Here is a 16,229-nt window from a genome sequence, read left to right on the forward strand (position 1 = left end):
TCGCTGAAGGGTGGGAGAGGGTCGTGGTGTGGCCGCCGCGGGGAACAGCGGACGGCCGATCCCCGACGACTCGAAGGAGTTCTCCCATGTCCGAAGGCACGTCCCTCCAGGGACAGCGGCTTGTTGTGGTGGGCGCCGGTTCGCGCACCGGGCGCGCGCTCGCCAAGGCGGTCTCGGCGGCCGGCGCCGCCGTCGTGCTGGCCGGTCCGGACTCGCGCAAGCTGGAGTGGACGGCCGGTGAGCTGTCCGGGCCGTCCGAGGTGCTCACGCTCGACCTCGCCGACGAGCGTTCGATCGCCGACTTCGCCACTGCGGTCGGCCGGTTCGACCACCTGGTCTCGACCGCCGCGATGCCGGCCAACGGCCCGTTGAAGGACCTCGAACTGGCCAACGTGCAGCGGGCGTTCGCGGCCAAGGTGATCGGCCCGCTGCTGCTGGCCAAGCACCTGGCCGGCCAGGTGTCCGAGAGCGGCTCGTTCACCTTCTTCTCCGGCGTGGCCGCCTGGCGCCCGGCCCCGGCGCGGACGGTGATGGCCACCACCAACGGCGCGCTGGCCTTCCTGGTCCAGGCGCTCGCGGTGGAGATCGCCCCGGTCCGGGTGAACGCAGTCTCCCCAGGCATCGTGGACACCGGCTCCTGGGACGGCCTCGGCGCGGACAAGGAGGCGTTCCTGCGCGGGGTCGCCGAGCGCAACCCGGCCCGCCGGGTGGGCAGCCCGGAAGACCTGGTCAAGGCCGTGCGCTACGCGATCGACAGCCCCTACGTGACCGGCACCGTGTTGCACGTCGACGGCGGCGGCCGCCTCGCCTGACCGGCGCCCCGCCACTGGTCCGGCTCCAGTCGTCCGGACCACGCGAACCCGGCGCACCATCAGCTACCGCTACCGACCGGTCGCACGGACCGGTCGGCAGCCCCGGCACGCCCGAAGTCCGGTGCGTGACCGGCTCAACCAAGGAGTACCTCCATGCGTTCGCGCACCCTGATCCGTACCGTCGCCGTCGCCGCCGGTGCCGCCTGCCTGGCCGGTGGCGCTGCCGTGGCCGCGTACGCCCACGACAACACCCGCCACCCGTCCTCGCACGCCTGGCCGCAGCGCCTGATCGACCGCGCGCCGGACCTGGTCCAGCCCCAGGCGATCACCGTCGACCGCTCGATCGGCGAGAAGCGGGCGGCCCAGGAGGTCCACCTGGCCCAGCAGTTGTACAGCTTCTGGAACACCGGGCAGCGGAAGTACCTCGACGCCGCCGTCAGCCCGCAGTTCAAGGACAACACCCTGCCCGCGGGCCGACCGCAGGGCCCCGCCGGCCCGCTCCTCGCCTCGAGGAACTTCCGCGCCGCCGTGCCGGACCTGACCTGCGAGCTGTCCGACCTGCTGGTCACCGGCGACAAGATCACCGCCCGGCTGGTCTTCCGCGGCCACTTCACCGGCACGTTCAACGGCGTCCAGGGCAAGGGCCAGAACGTGGACTTCAACGCCATCGACATCCAGCACGTCGGCACTGACAAGATCGTCGAGGACTGGCACATCGAGGACAACCAGACCCTGCTGACCCAGCTGGGCGTCAACGGCTGAGGCCCCCTCTGCGGTGCGCCCGCGCCCCGGCGGCCACCGCCGTCGGCACCAGGCAACCACGTCCCGATGAACCCCACCGACATGCTGACGGGTCGGCACGTGCAGCAGCATTGCGTTCGGACCATCAGCGACCCGGACCAGGCGCGGCCCGCACCCGCCCTCTTCGTCGGCCGGGCTCCGTCCCGCCGGGGTCGGTCAACCATTCGTGATCGCCTGCGTGGGACGGGGCTTTGCTTCTACGCTCGGCCTCTGGGGCACACGCAGTCGACAGACAGGTGGGGTCGTGGAGATCGGGTTGGCGGACGCGGTGGCGGCGGTACGCGATGAGCTGCTGGAGGCCGCGGCGCGCGCCGCGGGGCACGAGATCGCGTTCGTAGTGGGGCCGGTGGAGATGGAGTTCGAGGTCGAGCTGCGCGCGGATGCGAAGGCGAAGGCGGGCTTCCGGGTGTGGGCGGTGGCCGCGGAAGCGGAGGCTGGGCTGTCCCGGGGCCGGACGCACCGGGTGTCGTTCACCCTGACCCCCAGGAATCCGCACGGCGGTGATCTGCTGGTCAGCGGGACGGCAGCCCGAGCCGCGGGCCCCGGCGACGTGAGCGGGCGGATCCGGGACTGAACGGGTGTCGGCGGGAAGGGCCAGGAGGAGGGGGACGCGGTGAGGCGGGACCGTCTGGTCGCGGTAGGAGGGCCGGGTGGGCCGGGGTCGGGGTATCTCGTCGGTCCGCGGCTGGTGTTGACCTCGGCGCACGTGGTTGCCCGGCACGGCGCGCTGGTGCAGGTGTTCCGTCCTGGTGGCGACACCGTGTACGGCGCGGTGGTGGTGTGGTGCGGTACGCCCGGTGGGCGTGACGATGCGGCGCTGGTACTCGTCGACGACGACAGGTGGCGCCCGCCGACGGGGTCGGGGGTCCGCTGGGGGCGCCTGGTGACCGAGCACCCCGGGCAGGCCTGCGAGACGTGGGGGGTGCCGGATGCGGTCCAGCGGCCGGGAACGGCGGTGGAGGCCGCGCAACTGGCCGGGACGGTGAACCCCGGCAGCGGCTACGTCGGAAACCGGCATGTGATGAACCTCGTCCAGCATCCACCGGTGTGGCCGGTCGACGGGTCGTCGCCGTGGGGCGGGCTGTCGGGGGCCGCGATGTTCTGCGGTCGGCTGCTGACCGGGGTGGTCGCAGCCGATGCGGGCCACTCGGCGCACGCCGCCCTGGCGGTGGTACCGGCGTACGTGCTGCACCACGACGCGGGCTTCCGGGCCGTGATGGACGAGCACGGCGCCGGTGCCATGGCCCTGGAGGCGGTGGAGTTCCAGGAGTTGGCCGAGCCCGATCCGGTGGTGGCGAACGGCGGTCTGGGATCTGCGGCGGCGCTGCTGCAGGCGGGTCTGCAGGTCGTGGGATTCCACGGCCGCGAGGAACTGCTGAGCCGACTGGCCGGCTGGTGCCGGCGGGAGGGGTTCGGGAGCTGGCTGCTGCACGGGGCGGCGGGGCAGGGCAAGACCCGGGTGGCCCACCAGTTGGCCGCCGTACTGGCTCCGGACGGGTGGGCGGTGCTGTGGCCGCGCCCCGGCGCCACTCCTGCCGAGCTGCGTTCGGTCCACAGGGCCGCCAAGCCGGTGCTGGTGGTGCTGGACTACGCCGAGACGCGCACCGCGCAGCTCGCGGCGCTGCTGGAGGCCGCCGCCGAGCACGGTGGGGCCACTCCCTTCAAGATCCTGCTGCTGGCGCGGGTGGCCGGGGACTGGTGGACCAGTGCGCAGGCCGTCAGCCGGGCCGCCGAGGAGTTACTGGACGGCACGCCGGTGGTCGCGCTGTCGGCGTTGGTGACCGATGCGGCCGCGCGCCGGGAGTCGTACCGGCGAGCGGCGGAAGCATTCGCCGGCGCACTGCCCGACGTGCGCGGATGGCGGGGGCACGACTGGCCGGCGCTCGCCGCGGCCCTCACCCCTCCCGAGGGGGACCGTGCGGGGCTGGACAACGCGCTGACCTTGCACATGACCGCCCTCGCCGACCTGCTGGACGCCGCCGAAGCCGGCCCGGCCCGGGGCGGGGCCGGACCTGCGGCCGCAGCCGGCGTCGAGGACCGCCTGCTGCTGCACGAGCGCCGCTACTGGGAGCAGAGCGCCGCCACCCGCGGCCTCGGTGCGACCCTGAGCACGGGCACGCTCGATGCCGCCCTGACCGCCGCGCTGCTCGTCGGAGCCGCCACTCACGAGCAAGCCGACGAACTGCTGCGCAAGGTGACGGCACTGGCCGACCAGCCGCGGGATCGCCGCGATGCCGTGCTGGCCTGGATCGCCGCTCTCTATCCGGTGACCGGATCATCGGGCCCGTGGGGCGGCCTGGAACCCGACCGGCTGGCGGAGCGTCTGATCGGCCGCCGCCTGGAAGCCGATCCCCTGCTCGCCCACCGCCTCGTTCCCGGCGTCACCGAGGCACAGGCGACCCGGTTGCTGACCCTCTACAGCCGTGCGGCCGCGCACCCCGTCTTCCAGGGGCGGCTCGACACGGAGTTGACCGCGCTGTGCGTCCGGCACCGCACCGTCCTCGCGCCGACCGTGCTGGCCGCTGCCACGACTGTCGAGCACTTCGACCCCCTGGTCGACGGCTTGCATCAGATCACGGGTGATCCCGGAACCTCGTTGGACACCCTCCAGCAGCTCAACGACCTCGTCCCGCGCAGCCAGCGCCTGGCCGTCTGGGCCTGTGAGCTGGCCTGGCACGTGGTCGAGCGCCGGCGCGAGCTTCCCGACCGCACCCTCGGCCCGATGTCCGATCTCTTCCGGGCCTTGCAGATCCTCTCCTCGCGGCTGGCCGGTCTGGACCTGCGGGAGGAGGCTCTGCTCCCCGCCGAGGAGGCCGTCACGCTCGCGCGTTCCCTGGCCGACACCTCGCTGGACCCCGTACCCCTGATCGCCGGCCTGAACAACCTCGCCAACCGGCTGGGTGACCTCGGGCGGCGGGAGGACGCCCTGGCCGCCATCACGGAAGCCGTCGCCCTCTCCCGCGCCCTGGCTGACGCCCATCCTGAGGGCCACGCACCCGACCTGGTCGAGAGCCTGAACAACCTCGCCGACCGGCTGGGTGACCTCGGGCGGCGGGAGGAGGCCCTGGCCGCGTCCGAGGAAGCGGTGCGCCTTCGACGCCGTACCGAGGCCGGGGCGGAGCCCGGGACCGACTCCGATGTCCGTCAGCTCGCCCGGAGCCTGAGCGTCCACGCCGACCGGCTGTGGGACCTGGGCCGCAAGCAGGAGGCGATGGAGGTCCTCGTGGATGCCGCGCTTCTCCACCAGAGCCTGGTCGACATCGACACCGAGACCTACGCCGCGTACTCCCCCGGTCTCGTCGCGACCTTGAACGAGCTGGCCTTCAAGGGCGCGGAGATGGGCTGGCTGACCAATGCCCTGTCCGTGGCCGAACGCGTGGTGCGCATCAGTCGCAGCGCGGCGAAGGCCCGCCCCGACGCCCACCTGCCGCTTCTCGCCGAAAGCCTGGCCCGTCTGGCCTGGCCCTTGGAGGATCTGGGCCGACGGGAGGAGGCGCTGGCGGCGGCCGAGGAGGCCTTGCGCATCCAGCGCGGCCTGGCCGACCTCCACCCGGGCGCCCGCCTGCTCGAACTCTCGGCGAGCCTGAGCACCGTCGCCTCGCTGTACACGGCGCTGGACCGGCGGGAGGAGGCCCTGGCCGCGACCGAGGAGTACGTCCACATCTGCCGTCGCCTGGCCGACGCCTACCCCGAATCCCACCTGCGCGACCTCGCGACCGTGCTGGCCACCCTCAGTACGCGGCTGGCCGCCCTCGGCCGGGAGGAACAGGCCCTGGCCGCCGTCGAGGAGTCCCTCGCCCTGCGCCGCACCCTCGAATCCCGCGAACCGGGCGCCCACCTGGGCGAGCTCGCGAGCAGCCTGATCTCACTCTCCCTCAGGCTGGAGAAGAGGGGTCGGCAGCAGGAGGCCGTCGCAGCGGTCGAGGAGGCCGTCGCGATCTACCGCGTGCTGGCCGACACCCACCCCGACACCCACATCCCCAACCTCGCTAACGGCCTGTACGGACTCTCCCTGAGACTTGAGGCGGTACGCCGGTGGGACGAAGCCCTGGCCGCCGCCAAGGAGGCGTTCCGGCTGCGCCCCGAGCTGGCCATGCTCGACGCCGCCCGCCTCACCGCGAACAGCCGGGGTGGGTCGCGCCGTGGCCCCTCCGAGTGACGGCCGAGGCCGTTCAGGGGACGAGGGCACGGAGGCGTCGGAGGGCGGGTCCGGATCATTTCCCGTGCGGTCCCGCCCGGCGCAGCGCGCTGCTGGGAGGGCACGTGCGGTGACCCTTCGGGCCGCCGGTGAAGCTGCTCCGGGCGGCGCCGAACGCGCACGAGGGCGGGGACCGGTACTGGTCCCCGCCCTCGTCGGGTCTCAGCGGTGGGTCGCGGCCTTGCGGCGGCGTGCGACCACGAACAGCGCGCCGCCGACGGCGATGGCCGCCGCGCCGGTGCCCGCGATCAGGAGCGTGCCGTCGCTACCGGTGTGGGCGAGGTCGCCGCTCAGCGCGCGGGCGCTGGGGGAGGAGGTGCTCACGGCCGAGGCCGTCGTGCTCGGGGCCTGGCCCGGCGTCGAGGGCGTGGCGGTCGGCCGCGAGATCGGCGGGGCGGAGGTCGGGCGGCTGCTCGGCGTCGGGCCCTGCGAGGGCTCCGAGGTCGGGACGGGGCCAGGGATCGAGCCGCTCGCCTGGGCGCCCAGCTGGACCGAGACCGACTCGTGCGACGGGTCCGGTTCGAAGGACAGCTTGGCGATCGTGGCGCCGGTGCCGTACAGGCTCTCCTGGTTCTGGAGCGTCACCTGGACGGTCGGCGGCGTGGTGCCGACATCGACCGACAGCCCGAACGGGAACACCTTCTCCAGCCCGCTCGCCACCCAGATCGGTGACTCGCACAGGTACTTGTCCGGGTGGGCGACCTGCTTGCCGTTCTCCCAGGTCTTGGGTCGGCAGCCGTCCGGGACCTTGGTCACGGTGACGCCGGCGGGGATCGCGGCCTGGACGGTCACGACCGCGTCGCCGCTGCGGTAGAAGATCGAGGCCGGGCCGCTGTTGCGGAAGCCGACCGACAGCGTGCCCTGCTTGTCGCCGTTGGGCTTCCAGGAGCCCAGCGCAGAGAAATCGGCGGTGTTCGTGGCCAGCACGTTCTGCTCGACGCGGTTGTCGTAGCTCGTGCGGGGAGCGCTCAGCAGGCCGGGGTCGGTGGCCGGCTTCACGGTCAGGGCCGGGCCGGTGCCGCGCTGGAAGGTCAGCCGCTTGCGCCAGTCCGGGATCTCGGAGAACTGGGCGTCCTCGGCCGGGAACACCGTGATGTCCGCGAAGGTGTACCAGGCGCTGTCGGTGATGCCGAGCTGCAGCGGGTCCAGGGCGACCACCTGACCGGGCGCGACCGTGGTGTCCACGGTGCAGATCGCGACGGAGTCACCGGGCCAGGTCTTGTCGCCCCAGCTGCCGTCCGGCTCGGACGCGAACTCGCAGTTCGACGGGCGCTGCTTGAAGTCGATGCCGGAGATGGCGTCGAGGGCCACCACGACCTTGCCGGCCGGCAGGTCACCGACGTTGGCGAACTCCACCGACGGCGTCAGCACGGTGCCGGGCTTGACGTCGTTCTGGTCGGCGAGCGGCTTGGCCTTGAAGTCGGGTCCGCCGACGTCGACCCGGATGTCCCGGCTCGCGCTCTGCGCGTTGGACGCCGTCAGCTTCAGGTGCAGCACTCCGTGGCTGCCCGGGGTCGCCCCCTGTACGGCACTGAGCCACGGGTTGTGCACGAGGTTGATCCGGTCGAAGTTCAGCTCGTGCTCGTCGCACGTGATGGTCTTGCCCGCGGTCGCGCAACCGGGAACGGTCAGGTCCGCAACGCCGGCCAGGTCGGTGGTGTCGAACACGACCTTCGCGTCGTGCGCGGTGCCCGAGCCGATCCGGCCGATCTCTATGTGCAGGTTCTGGCTGCCCCGATCTGGCTGCGCAGGCTTGGTCGGGATCTGGACGGTGGAGTTCGAGACTCCGGCGAAGGTGAGCTTCAGGTCGTCCGCGTGCGCCGGGACGGCGGTCGCCCCGAGGACGACGGCGGCGATGGTGAAGGGCGCGTAGAGCGCGCGTCTGCGCGAGTTGCGCATGTGGAAGGTCCCCCTGGGGTCGTGACGGGCATGCCGGGACGGATCTGCCAGGACGGGCATGCCGACGGGAACATCTACTCGACCGGTGGAGCGGTCCGCAATTCCCGTCGGCGTGACGCCTTCTCAGATGTGGTTGATCGGATAAGGAATGTCCGAAAAGCACATTCTTTCCCGGTGAAGATTTTTGCCGCCCTTGGAAATCCCGTCATCCGGCCGTTACCCGGTCGCTGAGCCCCGTCCCCGTCACTCCGGCCGGCTCCCGCTCCCCGTCGTCCGGAGCGAGCCGGGGTGACCGTACGGCGCAGGCCGAGGCGGACCAGCCGTGACGTGACGGCCTTTCTGGCCGGCGGGGTTCGGGGACGCCGTGCGGGCATCCCCGAACGTGGTCGGCCTGTCGGCTGGGGCCGGCTCCGCTGCGATCGGAGCACGGCCGTAGCCCCGGAGGTGTTGCAGGGCTGCTACCGGGAGGGCGTGTACCACATCCGTCGGCGCCCGGGGACGGCGCGCGCGGTTGCGATGGCCACGGGCTGGACACGAGCGCGGCCCGGATGTCGTCGTCGGCCTTGACGTTGGATCGATGCTGCCTGTCGGCGCAACCGCGTAGGCTCGCCGCGAGCTGGAGAGGGGACTGCAGTGGAAGATCCGAGGGGTATCGCGGCGCTGGTGGAGGTCATGCCGGCGGATCTCGGCGCCGATGAGGAGATCGACTGGCCAGAGGCCGAGGCGCGCTGGGGCACGCGTTTTCCGCAGGACTACATGGCCTTCATGTCTGTGTACGGTGCGGGCACGTTCAACGAGGTCGTTGTCCTGATGCCCCTGCCCAAGGAGTACATCCGGTGGGACCCTGGGACGTTGGAGGAGGAGACCGAGAACGCCCGCTACACCTGGGAGATGGTGGGCGGTCAGGAAGGTCTCGACATCGACCCGGAGCACATCCTCGCGTGGGGGGTCACTTCGGGTGCGGACATCTTGTGCTGGTTGACCACCGACCCCGACCCCGACCGTTGGCCCGTGCTTGTCTGCGGTCGCCACACACGTGATGACTTCACCCTCTTCCCGTGCGGCATGGTCGAGTTTCTCCGGCGGTTGCTACTCGACGAGTTCGAGCCCTATCCGATCAGCATCGACTTGCGTGGCTCTCGGCCCGGTTTCGTGCACTGGCTGGAGCAGCAGCGCCGGTGGAAGGCGGACGCCGCTGCGGGCGAGTTCGGCCCATGACTTCAGGTGCCAGCCGCGTCCCCCGATGGGCCGTACTCCGGCCGGGTGGCTGGTGATCGGGGCGGTCCTGCCCGATGTGTGGTGAGCGGCTGAGGTCCACTGCAAGGGCGGGGGGCACTGGTGACCTCCGTCGCCCCCTCGCCGCCGTCGACGCCGACCAGGGCTGGACTGGCACCGAACCCACCGCAGACACCCCGGACAACCCGTCGGCTCCGGCCGGCTACGAGGGGGCGTCGAACCCCTGGCCCGTCCCCACCCCGGTGCGGTCCCGGCAGTACGGGGCGGGCCGGTGGGATGCGAGGGCGGTCGGGGCAGGCGGCTCCGTTGGGAAGAGGAGGTGTGGTGGTGGGGCGGGGTTCACGGGCTGCGGCTGCCGAGTGCGGGCGTGGTGCCGAACGGAGCAGCGGGGAAGCGGGATCAGTGATCTGAACCGGCGGATTGTCGCCGGCAGGGGCGATCTGGCGGTGTGCGGTGGATATGACTTCCGGGCCTTCCATTCCCGAGTGCCGTCCAGGAGTGTCGATGTCCGTGTCCCGTCCCCCTGCCCGGATGGTGGCGTTGGCCACTGCCGCCGTGCTCAGTGCCGGAATGACCATCTCGGCGGGGGCGCCTGCGATGGCCGCCCCGGTCGGCTGCACGTCTGCCACCAACACCGTCTTCCCCACGCCGCTGCCCGACGGCAGCACCCCCACCGGCACGGTGTGGACGTGCACGCAGGGTCTGAACGCGGCGCTGGCGGTCGGTGACGGCGCCACCCCCACCCAGGTCAACATCACCAACAGCACACAGGGCGGTGCCGGCATCGGTGTGAACGGCTCGGTGAGCTATACCGGCACCGGCATGGTGAGCATCAACGTCACGGGCGGGACCGGAGCGGCCGACGTTCCCGGCGGTGCCGGCAACCTCGGCGGCATCACTGTCAACGGCCCCACGGACGGCACGACCCAGAAGCCCACCTCCACCGGCGAGGCCGCCCACGTCGCCGTCACCGCGGGCGCGGGATCCGGGTCCCGGAGCACCGGCGGGAACGGCTGTGCCGCCACCGGCATCACCATGAACACCGGCGCCGGCAGCACCCTGGCCGTCACCGGCGGGAACGGCGGGACCGGTGCCGCGGGCAGCGACGGCGCGGCGGGCAGCAACGCCTACGGGACCGCCAACGGCGGGAACGGAGGAGACGGCGGAGCCGGCCAAGCAGGCGGCAACGGCGGGCACGGCTCCTACAACTGCGTGATCAACGCCCCCACCTCCGCCGTCACCCTCACCGGCGGCAGCGGCGGTGCGGGAGGCAACGGCGGTGCCGGCGGCAACGGCGGGTTCTCCAGCTCCAACCGGGGCGGCGACGGCGGCAGCGGCGGTGCGGGCGGCGCCAGCGGAAACGGCGGAGCCGGCGGGAACACCGGCACCGTCACCGGCGCCACCATCACGGCCACCGCCGGCAACGCCAGCGACGCCGGGAACGGGGGGAGCGGCGGCAGCGGCGGGGACGGCTCCGCCAACACCATGAACGGGACCGGCGGTGCCGGCGGGAACGGCGGCTCCAGCGGGACCGGGGGGACCGGGAGTCAGGACGTCGGCCTGACCGCGAAGGCCGGCGCCATCACCGCCACCGGCGGGGCGGGCGGGAGCGGTGGGAGCGGCGGTTTCAGCTACGCGTTCGGCAAGAACGGGAGCGCCGGAAGCGGCGGGGCCGGCGGCGTCGGCATCCAGAAGGGTGCGATCGACGCGGCCGGCCCGGTCGCCGCCACCGGCGGGAACGGCGGCGCCGGTGTGGCCGGAGGCGCCGGCAGCGGCGACACCATCACCGCCACTGCCACCACCTTCGCCGCCGCCGGCGGGAACGGCGGGGACGGTGCGGCGGGCGGAGCCGGCAACACCGGCACCCTCACCGCCGCCACCACCACGGTCACCGCCCAGGGCGGGGCCGGCAGCACCGGCGGGACCGGCAACACCGGCACCATCAACGCCGCCACCGCCACGGCCACCGGCGGAACCGCCACCGACACCACCGGCGGTACGGGCGGCACCGGTAACACGGGCACGCTGACCGCCACGACCGCGAGGGCCACCGGCGGCAACGGCGGCACGGGCAGCACCAGCGGCACGACCACCGGCGGCAACGGCGGCATCGGCAACACCGGCACCATCAACGCCCCCACCGCAACCGCCACCGGCGGCAACGGCGGCGCGGGTGGCGACAGCGCCTTCGGCGGCGGCACGGGCGGCACCGGCGGCGACGGCAACAGCAGCACCGGCACGATCACCGGTGCCCGGGCCACCGCCACCGGCGGAACCGGCGGCGCCGGCGGCCGCGGCGGCAGCCTCTTCGGCGGCGGGCCTGCCGGCCATGGCGGCAACGGCAACGACGGCAGCATCAACGGCTCGGCCAGAGTCGGCGTCCGGGGCGGAGACGGCGGCGACAGCGACACGCTCGACCAGAACTACTGGGGGCACGGTGGCAACGGCAACCAAGGAGGCATGATCTACGGCCCGCTTACCGGCCACTGGGAGGAAGTGAGCACCGGCGGCAACGGCGGGTCCCTCCTCGCAGCACTCGCCGACGCCTCCCGCAGCGCCACCACGGCCCAGAAGGCCAACCGTGATCTGCTCGTCGGCCCCGCCGGCGTCGGCAACTCCGGCGGCACCATTGCCTTCTCCGGCGACCGGAACAGCGTCACCGTCGACCAGAACGGCACCGCGCTCGGCGACCACTCCAGCATCAACGGCGGCACCGGCAGTGACAACACGATCAACGTCGGCACCAATGACGGGTACATCGAAGCCGGTAGCGGCGGCGGTGACCACTGCTCGATCGTGATCAACAACGACCCCGCCGACACCCACGACTGCTCCTGACCCGCGTGGGTGCCGGGCTTTTGCCCGCTCACCGGCCCGGGCCTGCTTGGGGCGTGCGAACCCGAGCGCTGCGGCGGGCCGCAGGGGGATCGACTGCCTACTGACGCAACTTCGGGATCCCTGAACTGCTCCCGCACTGCCCGAGCGATCGGTGCTCTGGATGAAGGCGAGAGTCGATGCACCTCGGTGCAGTGGCTGCTGGATGATCTCCTGCGTGACGAAGGAAGCGGATGCGGGTGCGGTCGTTGATGAAGCTCATATGTGGGACGCCCGGCTGGGCTGGGCGTTCGGGCTGATAGCCGACGATCCCGCCGAACGGGCTGCGGCGCTGGTCCGTCTTGCCGGGGTCCAGGGGAACGTGCGGGATGCTCTCGGTCGGTTCAATGAGGTGTGGCGCTTGACGCTGCCGCTCGGAGGACAGGAGCAGTGGCAGGATCCGGCTCTCCTGGAGGCACATGAGAGGTACGTCGAAGCCGGGAGGCATTCGCTGCCCGACGCGTTGTGGAACCGCCCGTCCGGGGACATCAGGACATGGCAGGGTCTGCCCTACGCGCTCCTCTTCCTGGAGTGGGAGGCGAGGTATCCGCAGGAGTGGACCCGGCATGCCAAGAAGTGGGGCACGAAACAGAGCCTCCTACGGGACGTGGCGGTCGCTGACCACGGCGAGACGGTCAGGACGAAGCTCACCGACCTCGTCGAGATCGTCGTCCAGAGGGCCTACCGCTGCAAGGACCGCGAGTACCTGCGCGTTGCCCGAGCCGTCGACAGTGAGGATCTGCGCGGCAGGCTGGAAACCGCCGCCCGGTCTGACAACCCATGGGCGCGGCGGCATGCCGGCTATGTTCTCTGGCTCCTCGATCGCCCCGAGGTGCCTCACACCATCCACGTCTGGCAGAACTGGGTTGCGGCCGAAGCCAGAGGGTGACGCCTCCGACCGCCCCCTCCGGCGACATCCTGGGCGAGGTCCAGGGAAGCAGCGGCTCAGTGGCCGGCGGACCCCGATGGCTTTGTCGACGGACGTTCCGCTCGACGTTCCAATTCTCTATGCGATGTGCTCGCGAATGATTTCTCCGATCTGCCGAGGAAGTCCAGGCGAGAACAATGAGTGCCCCATTCCCGGAATCGGCTGGAATCGGGAGTGAGGGACTTCCTCGGCGAGGGCGCGGCCGTGCGGGAGCGGGCGCAGGGGGTCCTCGGTTCCGTGAATGACCAGTGTCGGGGCCTTGATCGAGGACAGCGGGGCCAGGCGGTCCTCGGTCATGTGACGTCCGGCCAGGTCATGGTTGAGGGCCGCAGTGTGGTCACTGGTCCGGTCGAAGGAGGCGTGCACGAAGTGGCGAGCGGCTGGCTCGTCGAACGGAAGGACGTCGCCGTTGAGCACACGCCACGTCTCCAGGTTCGCCGTGACGTACTCGTCGCGAGTCCGCTGCGGGAGGGCGGCGCGGTGTGCGAGGTGAGTCAGGAAGCGTGCCGTGGGTGGCGGCAGGTCGCTGGGGTCGGCTGCCTGGCCGGCCAGGGCGCGCGCCCAAGCCGGGCCCGCACTGTGGCCCATCGGGCCGGTCATCACCGCGGTCAGCGTCAGTACGCGTTCAGGGCGGTGCACGGCCAGCCACTGGCCGATCGCGCCGCCCAGGGACGCTCCCACGATGTGCGCGGCGGCTACCCCGTGGCCGTCGAGCACCGCCGTCGCGTCGGCCGCCAGGTCCGCCAGGGCGTAGGGGTGGGTGGTGAAGTCCACGCAACTGGACCGCCCGGTGTCCCGGTGGTCGTAGCGGATGACCTGTCGACCACCGGCGACCAGCGCATCCACCAGCTCGTCCGGCCATCCGATGCCCGGTGCGGCGGTACCCATCACCATCAGGACTGCTGGGTCGTTCGAGGCTCCGAACCGTTCGGTCCACAGCCGCAATTCACCGGAATCGACGATCAATTCAGCGCGCGCAGTCATGGCTGCCAATGTAGCGAACAAGTGGGCAATTCTCCATTGTCTCCGTCGATATGACTTTCCATCACCATTCTGGTAAAATACTGAATAGTTCACGGAGGTGTCGGCTGGACCGCGCGGGCTTCTACCGCTCGCTGTCGTCTCGGCCCTGTTCTCCGAAGCCGTGTCGCTTGTGCCGCAGGATGAGGACATGGCAGAGACCGCAAGGCGCAACGGGTCGACCACCCGGTACCGCATGAGTACGCGTACTCAACCTCGGCCCCTTTGGAGCCGGGGCGGGCGCGGTCGACGGGCGAGGGGCCGACATGATCCCCCTTGAGAGGACGTCCTGCTGGCATGGAGGATGGTTCATGGCCTCGTCGGCCCGCTCGGCACCTCTCTGACCTGCTGGAATGGCTATCAAGCCCCCGGTGGGTTTCCTCGATGGCCCATCAAGGAAACCCACCGGGGGCTTGATGGCTCTGGTGAGTTTGCCGGAGCGCTTCCGTTTCCCCCTCCGCTGCTACCGCCCACCACGCCTACCGGCGGACGCTCTCAGTGATGTTCACGAGAACGGGGGAGTCGGCTGCCGCGGGCCTGCCCCCGGCGTATCTGTCACTGCCCGGTCCGGTTGGTGACGGGCTGTTGAGGGACGGTCGGCAGTTCAAAGAGTGCTTGGACGGTTTCGGTGGCCAGATCTCGCAGCCAGGTGTGGGCGCGGTCGCCGTCGTAGCGCTGGTGCCACAGCAGGTACAGCGGGACCTCGGGCAGCGGGAGTGGCGGCGGCAGTGTGGCGAGGCCGAGTTGGTCCCGGGCTGCGCGGGTGACCGCGTCGGGGAGGGTGACGACCAGGTCGGTGTCGCGGGCGAGTTGCAGCGCGAAGGCGGCGGTGGGCCCGGCGGCGACGACGCGTCGTTCCAGGCCGCGGGTGGTCAGGGCGTCGTCGATCGGGTCGCGCAGGCTTCCGCGTCGCGAGACGGTGAGGTGTTCGGCGGCCGCGTAGCGCTCGATGCTCAGCGGGCCTTGAGCGAGGGGGTGGCCTGGTCGGACAGCGACGACCAGCCGATCGCTGCCGACGAGGCGGTGGCGGATGTCCGGGAGCGTCGGAGCGCTGGAACTCGATTCGAGGTCAACCTCACCTCGGCGCAGCTCGGCGTCGTCCGTCCCGGGCTCGGCCCACAGGCGCAGCCGGACGCCGGGGGCCTGGTGGTGGACGGCGGTGATCAGGGCGGTGCCGCAGGCGGCGGTCAGGGCGTCGTGCCAGCGCATGGTGAACACCCGGTCCAGAGCTGCCAGGTCGAGTTCTTGCTGCGAGGACAGAAGGTGGTGGGCCTGCTGTACGAGGGCGTGGACCTGGCCGCGCATGGCCAGCGCGCGGGTGGTGGGAACCATGCTGCGGCCGGTGCGGACCAGGATCTGGTCACCGGTGGCCTTGCGGATACGGCCCAGGGAGCGGCTCATCGCCGGCGCGGTGACGTGGAGGCGTGCTGCGGCGCCGGCGACGCTGCCCTCTTCCAGCAGCGCGTCCAGGGCCGTGAGCAGGTTCAGATCCAATTGCACGGCAGTAACTCTACAACTGAATAGCATGCACTTGTTGTTAATGAGCGGGGCACATACCTTCGAAGTGCAGGCGGGAGTCGAGCAAGCCGCCCGCACCCATCGAATCCAGGGAGCCCGCCATGAGCACAGCCATGCCTTTCGCCGCCGACACGCCGCTCCTGGCCGAGGTGACCGCCGCGGTGAAGACCGCGGGCCGCACCCTGCTCGGCCGCCACACCCCGCACGCCCGGGGCGTGAGTCTGGACGAGGTCGTCGCCGAGATCCACGCCAACGACGACGCGGTGCTGAACGTGCTGCGGGAGCCGCTGCTGCGGGCCCGGCGGGGATCGCAGTGGGCCGAGGACGAACTGGCCGGCGGTGCGCTTGCGCCGGGGGAGTGGTGGGTCGTCGACCCCGCCGAGGGCAACATCAACCACGTTCACGGCCTGGACGACTGGGCCGTGACCGCCACCCTGGTCCGCGACAACCGGCCGGTGCTCACCGTCGTCCACCTGCCATTGACCGGCGACACCTACACCGCTGTGGCCAGCGGCGGTGCCCGCCTCAACGACCGGCCCCTGAAGGTGTCCGCCAAGACCGACCTGCGCGCCGCGCTCGTCGGCACCGGCCAGGCCAGGCCCGGCGAGGACGAGCGTACCTTCCGGCGGATCGGTGACTCGGTCACCGCCATGCTCATCAACGGCCTGGTCGTGCGCGTGTCCGTTCCCGCCACGATGCAGCTCATCCACGTCGCGGCCGGACGCACGGACGCCTTCTGGCAGTTCTCCGACGTTCGCTCCGGTCTGGTCGCCGGTGCGCTGCTGGTCTCCGAGGCCGGAGGCACCGTCACCGACCTGGCGGGCGAGCCCTGGAACACGGGCAGCCGCGACTTCCTGGCCGCCGCCCCCGGCATCCACACCGCCGCTCTCAAGGTCCTGGCGCCGATCGCCTGACCGGACACCCCCGCTCCACCCACCACACA

At 71.7% G+C, this 16,229-nt stretch carries 11 protein-coding genes; 8 read left to right on the forward strand and 3 right to left on the reverse strand.

Features of this window, described 5'->3' with window-relative positions:
* The first annotated feature begins 86 nt into the window (after positions 1–86).
* The 4 genes from ACZ3YL_RS23940 (at position 87) to ACZ3YL_RS23955 (ending at position 5,772) form a co-directional block, all read left to right on the forward strand.
* On the forward strand, positions 87–812 hold the full coding sequence (locus ACZ3YL_RS23940; RefSeq protein ID WP_465659703.1) for an SDR family oxidoreductase: 726 nt from the start codon (positions 87–89) through the stop codon (positions 810–812).
* Between the two features lie 153 nt (positions 813–965).
* On the forward strand, positions 966–1,574 hold the full coding sequence (locus ACZ3YL_RS23945; protein WP_465659705.1) for an ester cyclase: 609 nt from the start codon (positions 966–968) through the stop codon (positions 1,572–1,574).
* 295 nt (positions 1,575–1,869) lie between these two features.
* Positions 1,870–2,187, forward strand: a complete 318-nt coding sequence (locus ACZ3YL_RS23950) for a trypco2 family protein (RefSeq protein WP_223243103.1) — start codon at positions 1,870–1,872, stop codon at positions 2,185–2,187.
* A 132-nt stretch (positions 2,188–2,319) separates the two neighbouring features.
* Positions 2,320–5,772, forward strand: a complete 3,453-nt coding sequence (locus ACZ3YL_RS23955; protein WP_465659707.1) for a tetratricopeptide repeat protein — start codon at positions 2,320–2,322, stop codon at positions 5,770–5,772.
* Positions 5,773–5,973: 201 nt separating this feature from the next.
* Here ACZ3YL_RS23955 and ACZ3YL_RS23960 read toward each other — a convergent pair whose 3' ends face one another.
* Entirely contained in the window at positions 5,974–7,710 is a 1,737-nt protein-coding gene (locus ACZ3YL_RS23960; protein ID WP_465659709.1) for an LPXTG cell wall anchor domain-containing protein, read from the reverse strand.
* A 633-nt stretch (positions 7,711–8,343) separates the two neighbouring features.
* Here ACZ3YL_RS23960 and ACZ3YL_RS23965 point away from each other — a divergent pair.
* The 3 genes from ACZ3YL_RS23965 (at position 8,344) to ACZ3YL_RS23975 (ending at position 12,709) form a co-directional block, all read left to right on the forward strand.
* The gene (locus ACZ3YL_RS23965; RefSeq protein WP_465659711.1) at positions 8,344–8,928 is read left to right on the forward strand and encodes an SMI1/KNR4 family protein; all 585 of its coding nucleotides are present in this window, start codon (positions 8,344–8,346) and stop codon (positions 8,926–8,928) included.
* Positions 8,929–9,450: 522 nt separating this feature from the next.
* Positions 9,451–11,784 (forward strand): hypothetical protein, encoded by a 2,334-nt coding sequence (locus ACZ3YL_RS23970; protein ID WP_465659713.1) that lies wholly within the window; start codon positions 9,451–9,453, stop codon positions 11,782–11,784.
* A gap of 214 nt (positions 11,785–11,998) precedes the next feature.
* Entirely contained in the window at positions 11,999–12,709 is a 711-nt protein-coding gene (locus ACZ3YL_RS23975; RefSeq protein ID WP_465659715.1) for a hypothetical protein, read from the forward strand.
* A 117-nt stretch (positions 12,710–12,826) separates the two neighbouring features.
* Here the strand turns inward: ACZ3YL_RS23975 and ACZ3YL_RS23980 are convergent, their stop codons facing one another.
* Entirely contained in the window at positions 12,827–13,732 is a 906-nt protein-coding gene (locus ACZ3YL_RS23980) for an alpha/beta fold hydrolase (RefSeq protein WP_465659717.1), read from the reverse strand.
* A 591-nt stretch (positions 13,733–14,323) separates the two neighbouring features.
* The gene (locus ACZ3YL_RS23985) at positions 14,324–15,268 is read right to left on the reverse strand and encodes a LysR family transcriptional regulator (RefSeq protein ID WP_465659719.1); all 945 of its coding nucleotides are present in this window, start codon (positions 15,266–15,268) and stop codon (positions 14,324–14,326) included.
* Positions 15,269–15,387: 119 nt separating this feature from the next.
* Here ACZ3YL_RS23985 and ACZ3YL_RS23990 point away from each other — a divergent pair, with 119 nt between their 5' ends.
* On the forward strand, positions 15,388–16,200 hold the full coding sequence (locus ACZ3YL_RS23990) for an inositol monophosphatase family protein (RefSeq protein ID WP_465659721.1): 813 nt from the start codon (positions 15,388–15,390) through the stop codon (positions 16,198–16,200).
* The last annotated feature ends 29 nt before the right edge of the window (positions 16,201–16,229 follow it).

It is taken from the genome of Kitasatospora sp. NPDC023176 (assembly GCF_055560495.1).